The sequence below is a fragment of the Spirillospora sp. NPDC048819 genome (genome assembly GCF_040650055.1).
Classification (GTDB): Bacteria; Actinomycetota; Actinomycetes; order Streptosporangiales; family Streptosporangiaceae; genus Spirillospora.
In genome coordinates this window covers 207,126-228,266 of sequence record NZ_JBEZGN010000002.1, presented here as the reverse complement: position 1 = coordinate 228,266, position 21,141 = coordinate 207,126, and the positions used below count along the sequence as shown (strand labels likewise).

Sequence of the window (21,141 nt, the reverse complement as noted above, 5' to 3'; positions counted from 1 at the left end):
CGGGACCGCGCGGGTCACCCCATCGGCGGCGCGTCCGGCGCGTCGCCGGCCTGCGCGGCGTGCCGGGGGAGCAGCAGCGCCGGGACGATCAGCACGGCGGTCAGGGCGAGCGCGACCCAGAACGTGTACCCGAACGCCTCCGCCAATTGCGGCGCGACCTGCTCGCGGGCCCGTTCCGGGATCTGGCCCATGCCGCCCATGCCGCCCCCGGCCGCCTGCGGGATCCGGTCGCCGATCTCGCGGGCCAGGACGACGGCCAGCAGCGCCGTCCCGACCGACCCGCCGAGCTGGACGATGATGTTCAGGGTGCTGCTGGCCCGCGACACCGCCGCGCGGCTCAGCGTCGTCAGCGCGGCCGACATCGTCGGCATCATCGTGCAGCCGAGCCCGAGGCCCCGCACCCAGAGCGCGACGCCGAGCACCCAGTAGGACGTGTCCGCGTCCACGACGGCGAACGGGACGGTGCCGAGCACCAGCAGCGTGATGCCGACGGGGACGATCCGCCCGGCGCCGAACTTGTCGGTGATCACGCCGGCGAGCGGCATCGCCATCGCGGCTCCGAGGCCCTGCGGCGCCAGCAGCAGGCCCGCCGCGAAGGCGCCCTCGCCGCGCCCGATCTGGTAGTAGAGCGGGATCAGGAGCATGGAGCCCATCAGCGCGATGCCGATGAAGAACACCGCCGCGGCCGCCGTCGCGAACGTCCGGTCGGTGAACAGCCGCACGTCGATCAGGGAGCGTTCCCGCAGCCGCAGGCTGTGCAGCGCGAACAGCCCCACCATGACCACGCCGCCGGCCAGCCAGGCGATCGTGGCCGGTTCCCCGAACCCGCCGCTGCTGGACGCCGTCGACAGGCCGTAGATCAGCAGCACGAACCCGGGCGGCAGCAGGACCAGGCCGCGCCAGTCGAGCGCCGAGGCGGTGTGCTCGCCGCGGCCGCGCGGCACCTTCCACCAGGCCAGCGCGAGGGCGAGCACGCCGACCGGCAGGTTGACGAAGAAGATCCAGCGCCAGTCGACGTCCTCGATCAGCCAGCCGCCGAGCACCGGGCCGAGAACCGGCCCGAGCAGCATCGGGACGCCGATGATGCTCATGATCCGGCCAAGCCGGTGCGCTCCGGCCGCCATCGTCAGGATGGCCATGCCGGTCGGCATCAGCATGCCGCCGCCGAGGCCCTGCAGCACCCGGAAGACGATCAGGGACTCGATGTTCCAGGCGGCGCCGGACAGGCCGGAGCCGATGACGAACAGCACGATCGACGTCATCCACACGCGCCGTCCGCCGAACCGGTCGATGGCCCAGCCGGTGAGGGGGATGACGGTGGCCATGGCGAGCATGTAGCCGGTGATGACCCACTGGATCGTCGACAGGCCGGTGGAGAAGTCGCGCCCGAGCGTCTCCAGCGCGACGTTGATGATCGTGGTGTCCAGGATGGCCATCACGTTGCCCGACACGATCACCAGGCCGAGCAGGATGATCTGCCGGTCGAGGCGGCCGTCGCGGGAGGCGCCGCCGGGCGGCGCCACCTTGGTGGACGGTCCTTCGGTCATGGTCGCCCCCTTGCCCCGAGGTCCCGGTTGCCCCGTGTCCCCGCTCGTGGAAATCTGAAACGTCTTGAAGTTCAAGGTATTTGCAGTGCACCACGAAATATGTTGAACTTCAAGGTATGTCCGAGAATTCGCGCCCCGCCGACGCGTCGATCGACGCCGACCTGGAGATGCTGCTCCAGCTCATGGGGCGGTTGTTCCGCGGCATCAAGGGACCGGGCGCACACGGGGAGGGCGGGGAAGGCGGGGAACTCGTCGGCCGGGTGAAGGCCGCCGGGCTGGGCCCCCGGCACATGACCGCGCTGATGGCGCTCGTCCTGCACGGCCCCGCGCCCGTCGGCGTCCTCGCCCGGCAGATGGCGCTCAACCCCGCCACGGTCAGCCAGCTCGTCGGGGAACTGCAGCGCGGCGGGTTCGTCGAGCGGCGCCCGGACGAGCGGGACCGCCGGCGCATGATCGTCAGCCTGGACGAGGCACACCGCGAGACGATCGAGCGGTTCGCCTGGCGCCGGCTGCGCCCCCTCCGGATGACCCTGGAGACGCTCGGCCCCGTCGAGCGGGCGCACTTCCTGCACGGCTGGCGGACCCTGGTCGACTGCATCGAGGCCACCGGCCCGCACGGCCCGGACGACCCGTTCGACGGGCACGGCCCGGGGGGCGCGCGGACCGGCGCGTGACCCGTCAGCCTCGGCGCATCAGACGGCCCACGGCCGCCATCAGCTCGGTGGACATCGCCTCCCCCTTGCCCTCCTCGGCGCCCTCGGCCACGCAGTGCCGCACATGCCCGTCGAGCAGGCCGAGCGCCACCTTGTCCAGCGCCGCCTGGACGGCGCTGATCTGCGTGAGGATGTCGATGCAGTAGCGGTCCTCCTCGACCATCCGGTCGATGCCGCGCACCTGCCCCTCGATCCGGGCCAGCCGGGTCTGCAGCTGGTCCTTGGTGGCGGTATAGCCGCGGGTGGGGGTCTCGCTGGTCGCCATCTCCGTCCTCACAATCTTCCGAGGGCGCACGCCCGGGTACCCCTGGGGGGGACTTCCCCTCATGGGTACCCTATGCGCTCGCGCGGTCAGTCCAAGATCGAGGCGAGCGGGGTGTGCGGAAGGCCGTGGGCGGCGGCGACGTGGTCGTAGACGAGGACGCCCGCGTGGGTGTTGAGACCGCGGGCGAGGGCGCCGTCGCTCTCCAGGGCGCGGCGCCAGCCCTTGTCGGCGATCTGCACGGCGTAGGGCAGCGTGACGCCGGTGAGGGCGTGGGTGGACGTGTTGGGGACGGCCCCCGGCATGTTCGCCACGCAGTAGAACGTCGAGTCGTGCACCCGGTAGGTCGGGTCGGCGTGCGTGGTGGGGCGGGAGTCCTCGAAGCAGCCGCCCTGGTCGATCGCGATGTCGACGAGGACGGAACCGGACTTCATGCCCGCGACGAGTTCCCCGGAGATGAGCTTGGGCGCCCTGGCGCCGGGGATCAGCACCGCGCCGATGACCAGATCGGCGGCGCGGGCCTGCTGCTCGACGGTGTAGGCGCTGGACACCAGGGTGCGGAGGCGGCCCTGGTAGATGGCGTCGATGTGGCGCAGGCGCTCGATGTCCACGTCCAGGACCGTCACGTCCGCGCCCATGCCGACGGCGATCTGCGCCGCGTTCAGGCCGGAGACGCCGCCGCCGATGACGACGACCCGGGCCGGGGCGACGCCGGGGACACCGCCCGGCAGGACGCCGCGGCCGCCGTTGGAGGCCATCAGGTTGTAGGCGCCGACCTGCGGGGCGAGCCGCCCGGCGACCTCGGACATGGGGGCCAGCAGCGGCAGGGACCGGTCGGGCAGCTGGACGGTCTCGTACGCGACCGCGGTGACGCCGGCGGCCAGCAGCGCCTCGGTGCACTCGCGGGACGCGGCCAGGTGCAGGTAGGCGAACAGGACCTGGCCGGCGCGCATCCGGTGGTACTCGGACGCGACCGGCTCCTTGACCTTGAGGATCAGCTCTCCTTCGGCCCAGACCTCGTCCGGGCCGTCGAGGATCTTCGCGCCGGCGGCGGCGTAGTCGTCGTCGGGGATCGCCGATCCGAGCCCGGCGCCCCGCTCGACGAACACCTCGTGCCCGTGCCGGGTGAACTCGTGCACTCCCGCCGGGGCGATGGCCACCCGGTACTCGTGGTTCTTGACCTCGCGCGGGACGCCGATCTTCACGGGAGCTCCTCCGTCAACGCCGACGGGCGTACGCCTCCAGCGTGCGGCGCGGAGCTCCCTCAGGCCACGGTCAGCATGTCAAGGCATCGGCCTTTTCGGCGACACTGTGTAAGGCGACCCATGTAAGAAGACGACCCGTGTAAGGCGGCACCATGCGAGAGGCGCCGGAGTCCCGTGCGCGCTACGGCTTGCGGGCGATGCCCCCGTACATGAGGCGCTGGCCGACGGTCAGCTCGTCCGGGACGTCCTCGTCGGGCCGCCACAGCGGCAGCGGGACGAGCCCGGGGTCGAGGAGTTCCAGGCCGTCGAAGTAGCGGGTGATCTCCTCGGGCGTGCGGAACCGCCCTGTGCCGAGCAGCCCCTGGTACTGCGCCTCGGCGTCCACCGCCTCCTGGCTGGACGCGCAGAAGGCCGTGACGAAGAGGTGGCTGCCGGACGGCACGGCGTCCATCAGCGTCTGCACGATCCGCTGGGGGCCCTCGTCGTCGTGCAGGTGGTGCAGGATGCCGACCAGCATCACCCCGACGGGCTCATCGAAGTCGATCAGCCGGCGCACGTCCTTGTGCGCGAGGATCTCCTCCGGCTGCCGGAGGTCGGCGGTGACGACCGTCGTGCTCGCGTTCTCGGCGAGCAGCGCCCGCCCGTGCGCGAGGACGATCGGGTCGTTGTCGACGTACACCACCCGCGTGCCGGGCGCGGTGGCCTGTGCGACCTGGTGGGTGTTCTGCACTGTTGGCAGCCCGGACCCGAGGTCGAGGAACTGGCGCAGGCCCGCCTCCCCGGCCAGGTACCGGACGCCGCGGCCGAGTATCTCGCGGTTGTAGGTGGCGACGTCGTAGATCTCCGGGATGATCTTGACGATCTCGGCCACGAAGGCGCGGTCGACCTCGAAGTTGTCCTTGCCCCTGAGTACCACGTCGTACGTCCGGGCGATGCTCGGCTTGGTGGTGTCGATGCCCAGTGAAGCCCAGTCGTACTGCTCTTCGGCCATGCCGTGTCCGCCTCACGCCGCTGTTGAGTTCTCAGGTTCCGCCGCCCCGTAGATGGTAAACGCCTGACCGGTTCTCCGTCATCGAAGTGGCGAATGTTCGTTGGAGCGATCCGATCTAGGGGCGTGCCGGGGGAAGCCACTCGTCGGCGATCGCGACCGTCAGCTGCTCCAGCAGCGGACCGGCCCGGCGGACGCGGCGCTCGGCGTCGGGCTCGATGTCGGCCAGCGCGTACGCCGCCTGGATGCGCGCCTTCCGGAGCTGCTCGCCGGTGAGGCCGCGCCGCCCGGCGACCGCGACGACGGGCGCGCCCGCGCGGGCGGCGGCGCGGGCGACGCCGATCGGCGCGGTGCCGCGCAGCGAGCGGGTGTCGAGCGAGCCCTCGCCGGTGACGACCAGGTGCGCGCCCCGCGCCTTCTCGGCGAAGCCCAGCAGGTCGAGCATCAGCGCTGCGCCGGGCTCGATCGTCGCGCCGAGGAAGGCGAGCGCGGCGAACCCGACGCCGCCCGACGTCCCGGCGCCCGGCAGGTCGCGGGCCGCCGTCCGGGACGCCGCCTCCGCCAGGTCGGCCCAGCGGCGCAGGCCGGCGTCCAGCAGCCGCACCTCGTCGCGGCCGGCGCCGCGCCGCGGCCCGTCCACGGCGGCGGCGCCGGTGCGGCCGAGCAGCGGCCCCGCGGAGTCGCCCGCCACCACCACCTCGATGCCGGACATGTCCGGCAGTCCGCGCAGGTCGAGGGCGTGCAGGGAGCGCAGCGCCGCCCCGCCGGGCGGCAGGTCCTTGCCGAGCGCGTCCAGCAGCCGCCCGCCGAGCCCCTGCACCAGGCCCGCGCCGCCGTCGGTGCAGGCGCCGCCGCCGAGGCCGAGCACGATCCGGCGGGCGCCGAGCCGCACCGCGTGCGCGATCAGCTGCCCCGTCCCGAGGCTGGAGGCGACCAGCGGGCGCGGCTTGCCGCCGGGCAGCCGGCGCACGCCGGACGCCTCGGCGAGCTCCACCACCGCGCTGCGGCCGTCCACCGCCAGCCGCGCGGTGACGGGACGGCCCGTCGGCCCGCACACCTCGACCTCGACCCGCCGCCATCCGGCCGCCACCGCCGCGTCGACGGTGCCCTCCCCGCCGTCGGCCACCGGCAGCTCCACCAGCGGCACGCCGGGGCGGGCGCGGCGCAGCCCGGCCGCGAGGTGCCGTGCCGCCTGCGCCGCGGTCAGCGCTCCCGGGAACCTGTCAGGCGCCAGCAGGACGTGACCTGGCGGAGACGGGTGGGGGAGAGAGTCCGCGGACACCACAGCCACGCCTTTCACGCCGGGGGGTAAGGCCCTACCTTCTGCTTACGCCATGGCGGCACTTTTTAACACCCGCACGCGTGTCCGAAACTTTCAAATGCGGCAAGACCCGGGCGCGCCGGTGGCGCGCGGTGGCGGTCAGCGCACGCCCAGCCACTGCTCGATCGGGTGGATCAGGAAGAACACCAGGAACAGCGCCACCACGGGCCACAGCCAGATCGACACCTCGCGCAACTTGCCCCGGGCCAGCTTGATCAGCGCGTAGCTCACCATCCCGCCGCCGATCCCGATCGTGATCGAGAAGGTGAACGGCATCAGCACGATGGTCAGGAACGCCGGGATGGTGATCTCGAGGTCGTCCCAGTTCACCTTGGCGACCTGCGTCATCATCAGCGCTCCGACGACGACCAGCGCCGGCGCGGCGGCCTGCGCGGGCACCGTCGCGGCGAGCGGGGTGAGGAACAGCGTCACGGCGAACAGCGCGCCGGTCGCGATGTTGGCCAGTCCCGTCCGGGCGCCCTCGCCGACCCCGGCCGCCGACTCCACGAACACCGTGTTCGCGGACGAGCTGGTCACGCCGCCGAACGCGGCGGACACGCCGTCCACCGACAGGATCCGGCCGAGCTTGGGCACCTCGCCCTTCTCGTTCAGCAGGCCCGCCTCGTCGCTGACCCCGAGGATCGTGCCCATCGCGTCGAAGAACCCCGACAGCACGAGCGTGAACAGCACGACCAGCGCGGTGATGATCCCGGCCTCGGCGAAGCCGCCGAACAGGTCGAACTCCCCGAACAGCCCGAAGTCGGGCATCGCGAACAGGCTGTCGGGCATGCTCGGGGTGACCACGCCCCAGCCGCCCTCCTTGACCGCCTCGCTCTCCTGGATGATCACGGCGCCGATCGTGCCGACGATGATGCTGATCAGGATCGCGCCGGGCACCCGCCGCACGTACAGGATGATCATCAGCAGCAGGGTGAGCCCGAACACCAGCGCCGGCCAGGTCTCCAACTGGCCGCCCGTGCCGAGCGAGAGGGGCGGGCTCGTCGCGCTGGAGGTGACGAAGCCGGCGTCGTACAGCCCGACCAGTGCGATGAACAGGCCGATGCCGACCGCGATCGCGTGCTTGAGCGCCAGCGGGATCGAGTTCATGATCCGCTCGCGGATCCCGGTGAGCGCCAGCACCACGATGACCGCGCCCTCGATCACCACCAGGCCCATCGCCTGCGGCCAGGTCATCACCGGGGCCGCCTGGAACGCCACGACCGCGTTGATGCCGAGCCCGGCGGCGAGCGCGAGCGGCGCGTTCCCGACCAGGCCCATGATCACCGTGGCGATCGCCGCGGACAGCGCCGTCATCGTGGTCAGCTGCGGGATCGACAGCGTCGCGCCGGTGACGTCCTTCGCCCCGCCGAGGATGATCGGGTTCAGCAGGATGATGTAGGCCATTGCGAAGAACGTGGTGACGCCGCCGCGCAGTTCGCGGGACACGGTCGTCCCGCGCCCGGTGAGGTCGAACAGCCGCTCCAGCGGCCCGCGCCCGCCCGCCGGCGGCGAATCGTCGGTCGTGGCGGCGTTGGTCTCGGACATGACGGGTGCTCCGCATTCAGCAGCATGGTCTTGGAAACGGCGTGCACAGGGTAACCGTCCCGGTCCCGGACGTCCCGCACCGGCACCGCCGCGGGCGCGGTACGGGCACGGCCGCGGGCGCGGGAGGGCACCGCCGGACGGCCGGTATCGACATGTGATTCCCGGCTTCCGCAGCGTGACGGCGGCGACGGGTCCGCTATAGCCTGCCCGGGTGCGAATGCGAGACTCGGCCGAGATGGACGGCCTCGACTCCTATGCGCGGCTGCTGGCATCGGTCCCGGAGGGGACGCGCTCGTCGTTCCGCGCCCGGATGCTCGGGCCGCTGGAGGAGTACGACAGCAGCCGGCAGGCCGAGCTCCTGCACACGCTGGAGGTCTTCCTCGCCTGCTCCGGGTCCTGGAGCCGCAGCGCTACACGGCTGCACGTCCATGTGAACACACTTCGGTACCGAATCCGGCGAATCGAGGACCTGACCGGCCGGGACCTCGGCACACTTGAGGACAGAGTTGACTTCTTCCTCGCCCTGCGCGCGACGCAGCCGGCGAGCACCCTTCAGCGGGAAGCCCCCTTCTCGCGGGAACACTTGTAGGCGGTGGTCACACGATGGATCGGGAGACACTGGGGCAGCGCATCCGCGCCCTGCGGATCCGGCAGGGCGTGAGCCAGGCGCAGCTCGCCTTCCCCGAGCTGTCCGACAGCTACATCTCGCTGATCGAGAGCGACAAGCGCGTGCCCGCCCCGAGCGTGGTCGAGCTGCTCGCGGCGAAGCTGAACTGCTCGGCGACCTATCTCGTGAGCGGTGTCAGCGAGGACGTCGTGGACGAGCTGCGCGTCACGCTCGACTACGCCGAGATCGCGTTGAGCAACGGCGCGGCGGCGGAGGCGCGGGCCCGGTTCGCCGAGGTCCTCGCCAGCGCCGACGCGGTGGCGCTGCCGGAGATGCTGCACCAGGCGCGGTGGGGGCACGCCCTCGCGCTGGAGGCCGCGGGCGAGCTGGAGGAGGCGATCGCCGGGCTGTCGGAGCTGACCGACCAGGCGTCCGCCGAGACCGACCTCGACCACTGGGCGAAGGTGCACGTGGCGCTGAGCCGCTGCCTGCGCGAGCGCGGTGACATCAGCGCCGGCGTGCAGGCCGCCGAGAGCGCGCTGCGGCATCTGATCGCGACCGGCGCCGACTCCACCGACGCCGCCGTGCATCTCGGCGCGGCGCTGCTCGCCGCGTTCATCGAGCGCGGCGACCTCGTCCGCGCCCGCCAGCTCGCCGCCCAGCTCGTCGAGCGGGCGGAGCGGATCGGCAGTTCCCGCGCCCGGATGGTCGCCTACTGGGAGGCGGCCTACGTCGCCGAGATCCGCGGCGAGTACGAGGACGGCGTCGCTCTGGCCGAGCGGGCGCTGATGCTTGCCGGCGACGGCGAGGACCCCCGCAACCTCAACCGGCTCCGCGTCAGCTACGCGGGGCTGCTGCTGCGCGCCCGGCCCGACCAGGCCGCCAGGGCCCGCGAGCTGCTCACCCGGGTCCGCGGCGAGATCAACGCCAGCTCGTCCGGGGAGATCGACGTCGCCTGGTGCCTGACGGAGCTGGCCCGCGCCGAGACCGTGCTCGGCCGTCCCGCCGAGGCGGTGCGGCTCGCGGAGGAGGCCCTCGACCTGCTGGGGGACGCGCCGCGCCGCGCCGCCGCCGGTGCGCTGACCGTGCTCGGCGAGGCGTCGGTGCGGCTCGGCCGCCGCGACCGCGCCGTCGAGGTGCTGACCCGGGCCGCCACCTGCCTGGAGGAGATGGAGTCCTCCCGGGAGGCCGCGCAGGCGTGGTTCGACCTCGCCGAGGTGCTGGCCGAGACGGGCGCCGCCGAGGAGCCCCGGATGGCCGCCTACCGCCGCGCCCTGACCTGCGTCGGGGTATAGGCGAACCATCCCGGGCGCTCCCGCGTCATGAATAGTGCTGCGGTCGCCTGAGATGGGGAGCCTGGATGTTCGGTGTCGTGAGGCCGTGCCGGCATGTCCTGTGCGGGAACCTGTTCAAGGACTGGCTGGCGCACCTGTGCGGCCTGTGCCTGACGTTGCGGGCCGAGCACGGCCAGGCCGCGCGGCTGGTCACCAACTATGACGGGCTTCTGGTGTCGGTGCTGGCGGAGGCGCAGTCTCCGGCGCTGTCCCCGCGCCGCAAGGCCGGCCCGTGCGCGCTGCGCGGCCTGAAGACCGCCGAGGTCGTGACGGCGAAGGCGCAGGGCGCGCAGCTCGCCGCCGCCGCGTCGCTGCTGCTCGCGGCGGGCAAGGCCCGCGACCATGTGGCGGACGGCGACGGGCCGTACTCCCGGCGCCTCGTCGCCGCCGCGGCGGGACGGATGGCCGGGCGCTGGGACGCCGCCGGCGAGCGCACCGGAGCCGCGGTGGGCTTCGACCCGTCCGTGCTGCGCGAGGCCGTCGCCCGGCAGCCCGCGCTGGAAGCGGCCCCGGGGCTCGGCCTGCTCGACCTGACCCGGCCCACCGAGACCGCCGTCGCCGCCGTGTTCGCCCACACGGCCGTCATCGCCGGCAAGGAGGGCAACGCGGAGACCCTGGCGGAGGCGGGACGCTACTTCGGCCGCCTCGCACACCTCATCGACGCCGTCGAGGACCTCGCCGACGACACCGCGGCGGGCGCGTACAACCCGCTCATCGCCACCGGCACCACCCCTGACGAGGCCCGCCGGTACGCCGGCGACGCGCTGCACGGGCTGCGGCTCGCCCTCGCCGACCTGGAGATGGAGAGGCCGCGGCTCGTCCGGGCGCTGCTGGACCGCGAGGTGCGCCGCTCGGTCGACCGGGTCTTCGCCGACCCCGCGAGCGGGCCGGGGCACGGGCCGCGGCGCCCGCGTCCCGGGTGGCCGGTCCCGTGCTTCACCGGGACGATCGTCTGCGTCACCTGCGGGGTCTTCCAGCCCGAGTGGAGCGAGCACCACGGCCAGTCGTGCGGGGACCGGTGCTGGTGCTCCCGGCACGGCGACTGCGGCGACGGAAGCTGCTGCAGTGACTGCGACTGCTGCTGCTGCGGCGACTGCGACTGCTGTTGTTGCGACTGCAGCTGAAGGCTCGTCCGTGATGCTCGGTGGAACCCGGGATGTGCCATCATCGGCGGCTCAGTAGGGTGGGGAGAGCTCCTCCGACTCTCTAGAGAACCCGGCCATCCATGAAAATCCCCACGCTTCGCCGGCCCCTGCGCGGTCTCGGATTCGTCGCCGTCCTCGCCGCGCTGATCGCCGTCGCCGCGGCGCCCCCCGCCCTGGCCCATCCCCGGCTGGTCGGCAGCACGCCCGCGAAGGGCGCGTCGGCGGGGTCGGTCACCGAGGTGAAACTGGTCTTCAGCGACGAGGTCAGGGTCGCCGAGGTCATCGTCAGGGACGGCGGCGGCAAGACGTTCCAGGCGGGCGCCGCCGAACGCTCGGGGACGACGGTCACGCAGAAGCTGTCGGGCGTGCTGCCCGCCGGGTCCTACACGGTGGCCTACCGGATCGTCGGCGAGGACGGGCACCCCATCGAGAGCGACGACGTGACGTTCACCGCGACCGGCGGGGCGCTCGCGGACGCCGCCGCCGGCGAGCAGCCGGCCGAGGCGAATCCGCAGCCGGCCGCCGGGCAGGAGGAGTCCGGTTCCGGGGCGGTGCTGTGGGTGCTGATCGTCGCCGGGCTGGCGGCGGGCATCGGCATCGGCCTCGGCATCGTGTTCCGGGCCCAGCGCAAGTACCAGGCGGAAACCGGACGTGAATAGGCAGAGTCTCGGCGTCTGGCGGGCCGCCGTCATCGCGGTGGCCGCGGCCGCCGCCGTCCTGGTGGCCGGGTTGGTCCTCGGCGGTTCGGTCGCCGAGAAGGTCATCCCCGGCCTCGGGGACGCGGGCGCCCTCACCCGGTGGGGCCTGCCCGCCTCCCGGACGGCGATGGACCTGCTGTCCGCACTGACCGTCGGCGCCCTGCTGGCCGCCGCCGCGTTCCTGCCGGTCGAGGGCGGGCGCGGCTCCGGCCGGCCCGCCGGGTCCGGTGCCGTCCGGCTCTCCAAGGACGCGGTCGGCTACCTGCTCGCCGCGTCCTGGCTCGCCGCCGGCTGGGCGGTCGCCGCGGCGGCCACCCTCGTGTTCACCGTCGCGGACGTCCTCGGCCAGCCGGTGCAGCAGGTCCTCACCGGCAGTGAGCTGAGCAGCTATGTCGGCTCGCTGCCGCAGGGCACCGCCCTCATGATCGTGGTGCTGCTCGCCGTGGTCGTGGCCCTGCTGGCCCGCACCACCACCACGCCCGCCGCCGCGTTCGGGCTGCTCGCGATGGCGGGGATCGCGCTGCTGCCGGCGCCGCTGACCGGGCACTCGGCGTCCGCCGCCAACCACGCCGTCGCGACGACCGGGGTGGCCCTGCACGTCGCCGCGGTCGCCCCCTGGGTCGGCGGGCTCGCCATCGTCGGCGTCCACGCCCTGCTCCGGCGCGACCGGCTGCCGCTCATGGCGGACCGGTTCAGCCGGATGGCGCTGTGGTGCTTCATCACCGTCGGCGTCAGCGGCCTGGTGAACGTGATCGCGCGCCTTCCCGATCCGGTGGAGCTGGTCGAGACCAACTACGGCAGGCTCGCCCTGGGCAAGATCGTCCTGTTCTGCGTGCTCGGCTGGTTCGGCTGGTGGCACCGGACCCGCACCCTGCCGGCCCTCGCCGACCGCAAGCCGTGGTCGTTCACCAGGTTCGCGTCCGTCGAGGCGGCCGTGATGGCCGCCACCATGGGGCTCGCCGTCGCGCTGGCCAGCACCGCGCCGCCCCCGCCGGCCGCCCCGGAGAGCGCGATCAAGTCGCTGCTCGGCTTCGAGATGCCCCCCGAGGTCACCCCCGTCCGGCTGGCGACCCTGTGGCAGTTCGACCTCTTCTTCGCCGTCCTGGTCATCGTGTTCGGCGGCCTCTACCTCGGCGCCGTCCTCCGGCTGCGCGCACGGGGGGACGCCTGGCCGATGATCCGCACCGTGTCCTGGTTCGTCGGCCTGCTGAGCATCGTGGCCGTCACCCAGACCGGCGTCGCCAAGTACGCGCCGATCCTGTTCAGCGTGCACATGGCGCAGCACATGGTGCTGAACATGCTGACGCCGATCTTCCTGGTCGTCGGCGCGCCGGTGACGCTGGCGCTGCGCGCCCTCAAGCCCGCTCGGATCCGCGGCGACCGCGGCCCCCGCGAATGGCTGACGGCGATGATGCACAGCCGGTACCTCACGGTCATCGCGCATCCGGCGGTCGCGACGGTCATCTTCGTGGCGAGCACGTTCACGCTGTACTTCACGCCGCTGTTCGAGGCCGCGATGCGCAACCATCTCGGCCACATCGCGATGATGACGCACTTCCTGGCCGCCGGGTTCCTGTTCTTCTGGGTGCTGCTCGGCGTCGACCCCGCGCCGAAGAAGCTGCCCTACCCGGGCCGCCTCCTCCTCCTGTTCGTCACGATGCCGTTCCACGCGTTCTTCGGGATCGCCCTGATGAACATGAGCCAGGCGCTCGCCCGCGGCTGGTACGCCTCCGTCGACCCGCCGTGGGGCACCACGGTCCTGCACGACCAGCACACCGGCGGCGCGATCGCGTGGGCCTTCGGCGAGATCCCGACGTTCATCGTGCTGCTCGTCCTGGCGTTCCAGTGGTTCTTCGACGACCAGCGGCAGGCACGCCGCCTGGACCGCAAGGCCGACCGGGCCGCGCAGCCCGGCGGCCGCCCGGAGGACGACGAGCTGGCCGCCTACAACGCCCGCCTGGCCGAACTCGCCGAACGCGACAGGGCCGCCGAGGAGCAGGGCAAACGCACGTGACCCCGGCTCCCTCTCGCGGGGGAGGGGGCGGGCGGCCCGGTCTGCCAGGATCGGGGGTGTGATGCGTTTGCTGCGGCCGGTGATCGACCGGACGACCTGGCGGCGCTGGTCCCACCTGGTGGTGGGGGGCGCGCTGCTGATGCCGTACTGGTTCCTGGGGATCACCCTCGTCCCGGCGGTGATCGGCAACGTCGCGGTCATGTTCGTGGTGTCGCTGCTCTTCCTCCCTGCGGCGGCGACGTTCGTGACCGGGCTCGTGCCGACGGTGCGGCTGCTGGAGGGGTCCCTCGCCAAGGAGCTGCTCAGGGGGCCGGCCGCCGCGCTCGTACCCGGGGCCGCGCGGTCGTGGGAGAGCCGGATCCGCGCCGGCGCGTGGTTCAGCCTGCACCTGGCGGTGGGCGTGGTGATCAGCGGGCTGAGCCTGGCGGTGCCGCCGTTCGCGTTCGTGATGATCGCCGCGCCGGTGGTGAGCTGGGACGCCCAGTTCCTGGAGTCGGTGGGGCTGCACGACACCTGGCACCAGTGGCCCGCGCCGCCGATCGGGCTGGCGTCGCTGGCGGTGCTGCTCGCTCTGATCGTGGGTGCGGGCACGCTGCTGTCCCGGCTGGCGCCGTGGCTGCTCGGGCCGTCCGCCGCCGAGCGGCTCGCCGACATGGAGGCCAAGGCCGTCAAGCTGGCCGAACGCAACCGGCTGGCCAGGGAGTTGCACGACTCGGTGGGGCACGCGCTGAGCGTGGTGACGCTGCAGGCCGGGGCGGCGGGACGGGTGCTCGACAGCGACCCCGCGTTCGCCCGGGAGGCGCTCGGCGCGATCGAGGATTCGGCCCGCGCCGCGCTGGAGGACCTCGACCACGTGCTGGGGCTGCTGCGCGAGGACGCGTCTCCTCCCGCGCCGCAGGCCACCCTGAAGGATCTCGGGCGGCTTCTGGAGCAGACGAGGATCGCCGGGGTGAGGCTCGACGCGGAGATCGGCCCCGAGGTGGAGCGCATCCCGGCCGCGGTGTCGCGCGAGACGTACCGGATCGTCCAGGAGGGGCTGACGAACGCCCTGCGGCACGCCGGGAAGGTGCCGGTGCGGCTGCGGCTCGGGGTCGAGGGGGAGAGGCTGGAGATGGAGATGAGCAACCCGATCGGCGCGCTGCACGGGGACGGCGCCGACCACGGCGGGGGGCGCGGCCTCGGCGGCGTCCGCGAACGCGTCACCGTGCTGCGCGGCGAGATGACCGCCGGGCCGGACGGGGATCTCTGGCGTTTCCACGTGTCGCTGCCGCTAAGGTCCGGAACATGACGATCAAGGTTCTGCTGGTCGACGACGAGCGGCTGATCCGGGCGGGTCTCGCCGCCATCATCAACGCCGAGGACGACCTGACCGTGGTCGGCGAGGCGTCCGATGGGTCGGAGGTGCCGGGCGAGGTGAACCGGCTGCGTCCCGACGTGATCCTGATGGACGTGCGGATGCCCCGGCTCGACGGCATCCAGGCGACCCGCCACATCCTGGAAACGGTGCCGGAGCCGCCCCGGATCATCGTCGTCACCACCTTCGAGAACGACGAGTACGTCTACGACGCGCTGAAGGCGGGCGCGAACGGCTTCCTGCTCAAGCGGACCCGGCCGGAGGAGATCCTGCAGGCGATCCGGATGGTCGCGCACGGCGACAGCCTGCTGTTCCCCGCGGCGATCCGGGAACTGGCCGCCCTGCACGGCACGTCCGGCGGAGGGACCGGCGGGGCGCGCTGGCATGACCAGCTGACCGAGCGGGAGGGGGACGTCCTGCGGCTGATGGCCAAGGGACGCTCGAACGCCGAGATCGCCCGGGAGCTGTTCGTGAGCCCGCAGACGGTGAAGACGCACGTGGGGAACATCCTGGCCAAGCTCCAGGCCCGCGACCGCACCCAGGCGGTGATCCTCGCGTACGAGACGGCCTTCATCACGCCGGGCTAGACCGGTCCTTACGCCTCGTTTACCTGCGAGTAGCTACAAAAGAGACAGAATCGAAGAAGGCCGACGATCGGGGGATCATGGACGCCGCGACGCTGTCCGAACTGCGCAAGCCGAGGACCTACCCTGCGGTGTCGGTGCTGATGCCGACGCACAGGTCCCTCCCGGAGAACCGGCAGGACCCGATCCGTCTGCGCAACCTGCTGGCGGAGGTGCGGCGGCGGCTGCACGACGACGACCGGGTGGCGCCCGACGCCGCCGACCACGTCGTCCGCGGCCTGGAGCGCGCCGCGGGCGAGGTCGACCTGCGGCACGCCTCCGACGGGCTGGTGCTGTTCGCCGCGCCCGACGGGGAGCACCACGCGTTCACGATCGGCCAGCCCGTGGACGAGCGGGTGGTCGTCGACACAGGCTTCGCCACCCGCGACCTCGTCGCCGACTTCACGCGCGCCCCCCGCTACTGGCTGCTGTCCCTGTCGGACCAGCGGACGCGGCTGTGGAGCGGCCACGACGGCGACCTGACCGAGCACATCGGCGGCGGCTTCCCCGCCGCACCGGAGCCGATCGACGAGGCGGGCTCGGGGAGGCAGTCGCGGCGCGGCGCGCGGGGCGGCGACGGGGAACGCCACCGGCAGGCCGTCCGGGACGTGGCGAACGCCGTCGACCGGATCCTCGCGCGGGACCGCCGGCCCCTGATCATCGCCGGCGTCACCCGGCACCAGGCGCTGTTCGACGAGGTGGCGGGCCAGCACACGGTCGTGGCGGGACGCGTCGACGGCAGTTTCGAGGGCGCCGCGCCCAGCACCCTCGCCGAGGCGGCCCGCCCGGCGCTCGCCGCCTACGAGGACCTCCGCGAGGTGGCCGTGCTGTCCGAACTGGAGGCCGCGCGCAGCATCCAGCGGTACGCGGGCGGCCTCTGCGAGGTCACCCGGCTGGTCGAGGAGGGGCGCGGCGAGCACCTGGTCGTCGAGCGCGGCTACTACGCGCCCGCGGTGAAGTCCCGCGGCGAACTCGTCCCGGTGGACGGCATGCCCGGCGTCCTGAGGGGCGCGGACGTCGTCGACGACGCCGTGGACGACGTCATCGAGACGACGCTGGAGTACGGCGGGGAAGTCACGTTCGTCTCGGACGGCTTCCTGGTCGACCACGGCCGCATCGCCCTGGTGACCCGCTACTGAGACCGGGTCATCCCCGGGTCAGCCCCGGGTCAGCCACTCGGTCGTGACGTCGCCGAGGACCGAGCGGACGGCGAGGACGGCGATCCCGAGGGTGAGGACGGGCATCACCACGAAGCGCTCCACCTTGCCGTCCGTCCTCGGGACGACGGGGACGTCGATCCGCCACGGCAGCGGCCAGAACACCGGGCATCCTCGCGGTGTCAGGCAGTCGCCGGCGACGTGCGCCAGGCATCCGAGCGTGACCGCGAACCCCACGAAGCTCATGTCGATCTTGTGCATGAGCCAGACGGCGATGAGGGCGAGCGCGCAGTCGGCCAGCGCCGACTGGGGCTCCTTGCCCTCGAAGTCCAGGCCGACGCCGCGCAGCCCCAGGCCGACGATCATGAACAGGCAGGCCCACCAGGCGTAGACGTAGTGGGTGGCGAGGATGTCCATCGTCCAGCCGATGCCCACGGCGAACAGGATCGAGTGGGTCGCCTGCCGGTGCCCGCCCGAGATCTTCCCGATCCATTTGCACATGTGGCCGGTGATGGGCCCGAACGTGTTGGCGATGCGGCCGTTGTGGTGGTCGATGTCGGGCAGGAGCGCGGCTCCCGCGCACACCACGGCGCCCGCCGCGACCTGCTCCACCGACAGCGACACCGCGTAGTCGCCGAGCAGCCGCTCCTGGGCGAGCACCGGCACGGCCGCCAGCCACACCAGCGCGCCGCTGAGGGCGTGCGTCTTGCCCATCATGTGCCGTTCCCCCGCCTTCCAGCGCGTCCCGCCGCCCGGTTCCAGAGCGGGACTCTAGCCCGCTACTGATCGTTTTCAGCGGCGACGCGCCGAACCGGGCGCTACGTCCGTTTGGATGCGGGAAACCCCGCCCCGGTTCCGCTTCGGGCGGTGTGCCGGTCCCGGGCCTCGACGACGGCTTCGACGTTCTCCTCGGCCCATTCCGTGATGGCCTCGATCGGGGTTCGCAGGGAGCGGCCCAGGGGCGTCAGCGTGTATTCGACCCGGGGCGGAACCTCGGCGAAGACCTCCCGGCTGAGGAGGCCGTCGCGTTCCATCGCGCGGAGGGTCTGGGTCAGGACCTTGGGGGTGACGCCGCCGATCATGTCGCGGATCCGCGTGAAGCGGCGCGGCCCGTCGATCAGGCTGAGCACCACCAGCACGGACCATTTGTCGCCGATGCGGTCCAGGACGAGCCGGGTCGGGCAGCCGGGGTCGAACGCGTCACCCTTCATGATTTCCAGAGGGTACCAATGGAACGTTGAAGTAACCAGTATCCAACGGATACCGTCCTGCCGACAGCGTTCTAGGAGGGCATGTGAGAGTTCTGCTGATCGGAGCGACCGGGATGATCGGGCGGCGGATCGCGGACGAGGCGCGCCGGCGCGGCCATGAGGTCACCGGCGTCACCCGAAGCGGGAACGAGGGCACGGCCAAGGCCGAGGCCGGCGACACCGAGGCGATCGCCGCGCTCGCCGAGGGCCACGACGCCGCGGTGCTGTCGGTCCCGCCGCCCCGCGACGGGTCGGAGACGACCGGCCCGCTGCTGGCCATCACGCGGGGCGTGCTCGACGGGCTGCGACGGGCGGGCGTCCGCCGGCTGATCGTGGTGGGCGGCGCGGGAAGCCTGGAGGCCGCTCCCGGCGTCCGGCTCGTGGACACGCCCGGCTTCCCCGCCATGTACAAGAACGAGGCGCTCGCGGCGGCGGAGCAGCTCGGCGTCGTCCGGGCCGAGGCCGGCGACCTCGACTGGACCTACATCTCGCCCGCGGCCGTCATCGAGCCCGGCGACCGCACCGGTGCGTTCCGCCTGGGCGGAGACCGGCTTCTCGCCGACGCCGACGGCAACAGCGCCATCAGCGCCGAGGACTACGCCATCGCGCTGGTCGACGAGCTCGAGAAGGACGACGCCGTCCGCCGGAGGATCACGGTCGCCTACTAGGTCACCGCCAGGTCAGGACGGGACGAAGCGCCAGGCGCCGGACTCCTCGCCCGGCTCGTACGGGGAGTCCAGGCGCTTGGCGACGACGCCCGGCAGGCCCTGCTCGCGCGCCGCCGCGCGGACGGCGTCGCCGTCGCCGGGGAACCACGGGGCCGTCTGCCACCGCGGCCCCGACAGGCCGAGGTCGTCGAGGGTCTCCCGGCGCTCCCGGTACGGGACGCCGAGCAGCGGCCGCCCGTCCAAATGCAGCACGTCGTAGATCATGTAGGTCTCGCGGCCGTCGAGGACGGCCAGCTCACCGTCCAGCAGCGCGGGCCGGGCGCCGAGCGCGGCGCCGAGCCGGGACCCCATCCCGCCCGGCCCGTCGACGGGGCGGGCCCGGTCGTCGGTGAACCGGGTCCGGCCGCCCTCGACGTAGGCGGCCGTCCGCCGGCCGCCCCACGCGAACTCGAACCCCCACGCGTCCTGGTCGCGCGGCAGCCGGGCCTTCTCCACCGGGCGCATGGGCCGCAGCGACTCCGGCAGCGGCTCGGCGTCGGGGTCGGCGGGCGGGTCCATCCGGTGGATCATCCAGTTCCTGCCGTGCGTCCTGAACAGCACGTAGCGGCCGGAGACCCGCGAGCCGTGGATGACGACCTTCACCTCGCGCTCGGACCACTTCTCCGTCTCGTAGGTCCCGCGATCCCAGAGGATCACCTTGCCGCCGCCGTACTCGTCCTTCGGGATGTCGCCCTCGAAGGCGGCGTACTCCAGCGGATGGTCCTCGGTGTGCACGGCGAGGTGGTTGGTCTCCGGGCTCCACGGCAGGCCCTTCGGGACGGCCCACGAGACCAGCACCCCGTCGCGTTCGAACCGCAGGTCCCAGTGCAGGCTGCTCGCATGGTGCTCCTGGACGACGAACGTGTCGTCGTCGCCGTGCGGCAGCGCCCTCTTCTCGGGAACGGGCTCCGGCGTCCGTTTCGCGTCGCGCTTGCCGCGGTACTCCGCCAGCCGGTCGTCGCTCTTGCGCTTCGCAGGGGTCACGCCCGGTTCGTACCCGCGATCAGCGGATGAAGACGGCGTAGTCGGCGACCTCGCCGGTGAGGTCCGCCGGCAGGCCCGCCACCGCGGACAGCTCCTCCGCGGACATGAACCCGCCCGTCTCGGCCCGCACCCGCTCGATCTTCGCCGCGAGGTCCGGGGTGATGCCGGGCAGCAGGGTCAGCGCCTCCGCCGGGGCGTGGTTGACGTCGACCAGCCCGCCGTCGTTGTACTGGCGCGGGAGGTCGGGACGGCCGATCCGCAGCTCCTTGGCGAGGCCGGGGTCGTCCGCCGCCAGTTCCCGCGCCTTGTCCCGCAGCAGCCGCTGCCGCTTGACCCGCTCCACGACGGCCTCGTTGTCGACCGCGGACAGCCCGTGCGGGTCGAAGACGCGGCGGCGGATGATGAAGGCGTGCGCGCAGCCCACCACCGCGAGGACGAACAGCAGCACCCCGACCGTGCGTTCGGTGCCGTCGTCCTCGTCCATGCCGGGCAGCAGGTACAGCATCACCGCGAACACCCCGAGGTAGGCCGCCGTGGACACCAGCAGATGCAGGCTCCGCCGCCACAGCGCCGCCGCGGCGAACGTGAACGGCGTGGCATAGCCGAGAGTCAGGAACGGCAGCGCCGCCCACGTCACGCTCAGCGCCGCGCGCCCCGGCGGCATGCTGTCGGACGGAACCCGCGGCTCGTACGGCGCTGGGGCGTTCATCTCTGGAGAGTCTCCCGGCCGGATAAAGGGGCGAATCGGACTCTAGATCAAGAGGTTCGTCACGGCAGGGTGAGGATTTCGTGGCCGTCCTCGGTCACCAGCAGGGTGTGCTCGAACTGGGCGGTGCGCTTGCGGTCCTTGGTGACGACCGTCCAGCCGTCCTTCCAGATGTCGTACTCGTGGGTGCCGAGCGTCAGCATCGGCTCGACCGTGAACGTCATCCCCGGCTCGATGATCGTCGTGGCGCCCGGGTCGTCGTAGTGCGGGACGACCAGGCCGGAGTGGAACGTCGTGCCGATCCCGTGGCCGGTGAAGTCGCGGACGACCCCGTACCCGAACCGCTTGGCGTAGGACTCGATGACCCGCCCGATCACGTTCAGCGCCCGGCCCGGCTTGACCGCGCGGATGCCCCGCATGGCCGCCTCGTGGGTGCGTTCCACCAGCAGCCGCGACTCCTCGTCCACGTCGCCGCACAGGAACGTCGCGTCGGTGTCGCCGTGGACGCCGTCGATGAACGCGGTGATGTCGACGTTGACGATGTCGCCGTCGCGCAGGACGGTGTCGTCCGGGATGCCGTGGCAGATCACCTCGTTGATCGAGGTGCACAGCGACTTAGGGAATCCGCGGTAGCCGAGCGTGGACGGGTAGGCGCCGTGGTCGAGCATGAACTCGTGCCCGACGACGTCGAGCTCGTCGGTCGTGACGCCCGGCCGGACGTGCCTGCCGACCTCCTGCAGCGCCTGCGCGGCGATCTTCCCCGCCACCCGCATCCTCTCGATGATCTCGGGCGTCTTGACGTCGGGCTCACCGGTCCTGGGCCGCTTCTTCCCCACGTACTCCGGACGCGGAATGCTCGACGGGACCTTGCGCATGGGGGAAACGTGTCCGGGCCGGAGTAGCTGGGTCGTCATAGTGATGGAGTGTAGTCAGCGCGATCGCGGCAACGAATCCCATGCCGAGCGCACATTCGAGAGGAGC

The 21,141-nt window shown here is 72.6% G+C and carries 20 protein-coding genes and 1 pseudogene; 10 read left to right on the top strand and 11 right to left on the bottom strand.

Annotated elements, in window-relative coordinates:
* Nucleotides 1-14: 14 nt before the first annotated feature.
* Nucleotides 15-1,547: a DHA2 family efflux MFS transporter permease subunit gene (locus AB0C35_RS04140; protein WP_358450291.1), complete on the bottom strand. Its 1,533-nt coding sequence runs from the start codon at nt 1,545-1,547 to the stop codon at nt 15-17.
* A 116-nt stretch (nt 1,548-1,663) separates the two neighbouring features.
* Here AB0C35_RS04140 and AB0C35_RS04135 point away from each other — a divergent pair, with 116 nt between their 5' ends.
* Nucleotides 1,664-2,221 (top strand): MarR family winged helix-turn-helix transcriptional regulator, encoded by a 558-nt coding sequence (locus tag AB0C35_RS04135; protein ID WP_358450289.1) that lies wholly within the window; start codon nt 1,664-1,666, stop codon nt 2,219-2,221.
* Nucleotides 2,222-2,225: 4 nt separating this feature from the next.
* On the opposite strand, the gene AB0C35_RS04130 is transcribed toward AB0C35_RS04135, so the two are convergent.
* The 5 genes from AB0C35_RS04130 to AB0C35_RS04110 form a co-directional block, all read right to left on the bottom strand.
* Complete coding sequence (locus AB0C35_RS04130; protein WP_089312530.1) at nt 2,226-2,525, bottom strand: metal-sensitive transcriptional regulator; 300 nt, start codon at nt 2,523-2,525, stop codon at nt 2,226-2,228.
* Nucleotides 2,526-2,611: 86 nt separating this feature from the next.
* Entirely contained in the window at nt 2,612-3,727 is a 1,116-nt protein-coding gene (ald, locus tag AB0C35_RS04125; protein WP_358450286.1) for an alanine dehydrogenase, read from the bottom strand.
* 181 nt (nt 3,728-3,908) lie between these two features.
* Nucleotides 3,909-4,718 carry an SAM-dependent methyltransferase gene (locus AB0C35_RS04120; protein WP_358450284.1) on the bottom strand — a complete coding sequence of 270 codons (810 nt, stop codon included), beginning with the start codon at nt 4,716-4,718 and terminating at the stop codon, nt 3,909-3,911.
* Between the two features lie 115 nt (nt 4,719-4,833).
* Nucleotides 4,834-5,997, bottom strand: a complete 1,164-nt coding sequence (locus AB0C35_RS04115) for a glycerate kinase (RefSeq protein ID WP_358450282.1) — start codon at nt 5,995-5,997, stop codon at nt 4,834-4,836.
* Nucleotides 5,998-6,135: 138 nt separating this feature from the next.
* Entirely contained in the window at nt 6,136-7,581 is a 1,446-nt protein-coding gene (locus AB0C35_RS04110; RefSeq protein ID WP_358450279.1) for an NCS2 family permease, read from the bottom strand.
* Between the two features lie 244 nt (nt 7,582-7,825).
* Between AB0C35_RS04110 and AB0C35_RS04105 the strand changes: the two are divergent.
* The 8 genes and pseudogenes from AB0C35_RS04105 to AB0C35_RS04070 form a co-directional block, all read left to right on the top strand.
* Nucleotides 7,826-8,170 (top strand): annotated as a pseudogene (locus AB0C35_RS04105) (helix-turn-helix domain-containing protein); the annotation flags it as partial.
* 14 nt (nt 8,171-8,184) lie between these two features.
* The gene (locus AB0C35_RS04100) at nt 8,185-9,483 is read left to right on the top strand and encodes a helix-turn-helix domain-containing protein (RefSeq protein WP_358450276.1); all 1,299 of its coding nucleotides are present in this window, start codon (nt 8,185-8,187) and stop codon (nt 9,481-9,483) included.
* 65 nt (nt 9,484-9,548) lie between these two features.
* On the top strand, nt 9,549-10,646 hold the full coding sequence (locus AB0C35_RS04095; RefSeq protein WP_358450274.1) for a DUF5685 family protein: 1,098 nt from the start codon (nt 9,549-9,551) through the stop codon (nt 10,644-10,646).
* A gap of 101 nt (nt 10,647-10,747) precedes the next feature.
* Nucleotides 10,748-11,326, top strand: coding sequence for a copper resistance CopC family protein (locus AB0C35_RS04090; RefSeq protein ID WP_358450272.1), 579 nt, complete (start codon nt 10,748-10,750; stop codon nt 11,324-11,326).
* The gene (locus AB0C35_RS04085; protein ID WP_358450270.1) at nt 11,319-13,379 is read left to right on the top strand and encodes a cytochrome c oxidase assembly protein; all 2,061 of its coding nucleotides are present in this window, start codon (nt 11,319-11,321) and stop codon (nt 13,377-13,379) included. Before AB0C35_RS04090 ends, AB0C35_RS04085 begins: the two co-directional genes overlap by 8 nt.
* A 61-nt stretch (nt 13,380-13,440) precedes the next feature.
* Nucleotides 13,441-14,667 carry a histidine kinase gene (locus AB0C35_RS04080; protein ID WP_358450268.1) on the top strand — a complete coding sequence of 409 codons (1,227 nt, stop codon included), beginning with the start codon at nt 13,441-13,443 and terminating at the stop codon, nt 14,665-14,667.
* The gene (locus AB0C35_RS04075) at nt 14,664-15,320 is read left to right on the top strand and encodes a response regulator transcription factor (RefSeq protein ID WP_358450266.1); all 657 of its coding nucleotides are present in this window, start codon (nt 14,664-14,666) and stop codon (nt 15,318-15,320) included. The genes AB0C35_RS04080 and AB0C35_RS04075 overlap by 4 nt, the downstream gene beginning before the upstream one ends.
* 77 nt (nt 15,321-15,397) lie before the next feature.
* Entirely contained in the window at nt 15,398-16,495 is a 1,098-nt protein-coding gene (locus tag AB0C35_RS04070) for a hypothetical protein (RefSeq protein WP_358450264.1), read from the top strand.
* Nucleotides 16,496-16,513: 18 nt separating this feature from the next.
* Here AB0C35_RS04070 and AB0C35_RS04065 read toward each other — a convergent pair whose 3' ends face one another.
* Together AB0C35_RS04065 and AB0C35_RS04060 are read right to left on the bottom strand one after the other, a co-directional pair.
* Entirely contained in the window at nt 16,514-17,230 is a 717-nt protein-coding gene (locus AB0C35_RS04065; protein ID WP_358450262.1) for a metal-dependent hydrolase, read from the bottom strand.
* Between the two features lie 101 nt (nt 17,231-17,331).
* Nucleotides 17,332-17,724, bottom strand: a complete 393-nt coding sequence (locus AB0C35_RS04060; protein WP_358450260.1) for a helix-turn-helix domain-containing protein — start codon at nt 17,722-17,724, stop codon at nt 17,332-17,334.
* 83 nt (nt 17,725-17,807) lie between these two features.
* On the opposite strand from AB0C35_RS04060, the gene AB0C35_RS04055 reads away from it, so the two are divergent.
* Nucleotides 17,808-18,431, top strand: coding sequence for an NAD(P)H-binding protein (locus AB0C35_RS04055; protein WP_358450258.1), 624 nt, complete (start codon nt 17,808-17,810; stop codon nt 18,429-18,431).
* 12 nt (nt 18,432-18,443) lie between these two features.
* On the opposite strand, the gene AB0C35_RS04050 is transcribed toward AB0C35_RS04055, so the two are convergent.
* From AB0C35_RS04050 to map, 3 genes are read right to left on the bottom strand one after another with little or no spacing between them, the layout of a single operon-like run.
* A complete protein-coding gene (locus AB0C35_RS04050) occupies nt 18,444-19,454 on the bottom strand; it encodes a DNA polymerase ligase N-terminal domain-containing protein (RefSeq protein ID WP_358450256.1) in 1,011 nt (336 codons plus the stop codon).
* 19 nt (nt 19,455-19,473) lie between these two features.
* Nucleotides 19,474-20,163: a helix-hairpin-helix domain-containing protein gene (locus AB0C35_RS04045; protein WP_358450254.1), complete on the bottom strand. Its 690-nt coding sequence runs from the start codon at nt 20,161-20,163 to the stop codon at nt 19,474-19,476.
* A gap of 59 nt (nt 20,164-20,222) precedes the next feature.
* Nucleotides 20,223-21,074 carry a type I methionyl aminopeptidase gene (gene map / locus AB0C35_RS04040; protein ID WP_358450252.1) on the bottom strand — a complete coding sequence of 284 codons (852 nt, stop codon included), beginning with the start codon at nt 21,072-21,074 and terminating at the stop codon, nt 20,223-20,225.
* Between the last annotated feature and the right edge of the window lie 67 nt (nt 21,075-21,141).

Bases quoted from the DNA above. Each gene is read 5' to 3' on its own strand.
- AB0C35_RS04130 (WP_089312530.1), bottom strand. From the start codon at position 2,525: ATGGCGACCAGCGAGACCCCCACCCGCGGCTATACCGCCACCAAGGAC.
- AB0C35_RS04100 (WP_358450276.1), top strand. From the start codon at position 8,185: ATGGATCGGGAGACACTGGGGCAGCGCATCCGCGCCCTGCGGATCCGG.
- AB0C35_RS04060 (WP_358450260.1), bottom strand. From the start codon at position 17,724: ATGAAGGGTGACGCGTTCGACCCCGGCTGCCCGACCCGGCTCGTCCTG.
- AB0C35_RS04070 (WP_358450264.1), top strand. From the start codon at position 15,398: ATGGACGCCGCGACGCTGTCCGAACTGCGCAAGCCGAGGACCTACCCT.
- AB0C35_RS04120 (WP_358450284.1), bottom strand. From the start codon at position 4,718: ATGGCCGAAGAGCAGTACGACTGGGCTTCACTGGGCATCGACACCACC.
- AB0C35_RS04045 (WP_358450254.1), bottom strand. From the start codon at position 20,163: ATGAACGCCCCAGCGCCGTACGAGCCGCGGGTTCCGTCCGACAGCATG.
- AB0C35_RS04090 (WP_358450272.1), top strand. From the start codon at position 10,748: ATGAAAATCCCCACGCTTCGCCGGCCCCTGCGCGGTCTCGGATTCGTC.
- AB0C35_RS04110 (WP_358450279.1), bottom strand. From the start codon at position 7,581: ATGTCCGAGACCAACGCCGCCACGACCGACGATTCGCCGCCGGCGGGC.
- AB0C35_RS04140 (WP_358450291.1), bottom strand. From the start codon at position 1,547: ATGACCGAAGGACCGTCCACCAAGGTGGCGCCGCCCGGCGGCGCCTCC.
- AB0C35_RS04135 (WP_358450289.1), top strand. From the start codon at position 1,664: ATGTCCGAGAATTCGCGCCCCGCCGACGCGTCGATCGACGCCGACCTG.
- AB0C35_RS04080 (WP_358450268.1), top strand. From the start codon at position 13,441: ATGCGTTTGCTGCGGCCGGTGATCGACCGGACGACCTGGCGGCGCTGG.
- AB0C35_RS04075 (WP_358450266.1), top strand. From the start codon at position 14,664: ATGACGATCAAGGTTCTGCTGGTCGACGACGAGCGGCTGATCCGGGCG.
- AB0C35_RS04095 (WP_358450274.1), top strand. From the start codon at position 9,549: ATGTTCGGTGTCGTGAGGCCGTGCCGGCATGTCCTGTGCGGGAACCTG.
- map (WP_358450252.1), bottom strand. From the start codon at position 21,074: ATGACGACCCAGCTACTCCGGCCCGGACACGTTTCCCCCATGCGCAAG.
- AB0C35_RS04065 (WP_358450262.1), bottom strand. From the start codon at position 17,230: ATGATGGGCAAGACGCACGCCCTCAGCGGCGCGCTGGTGTGGCTGGCG.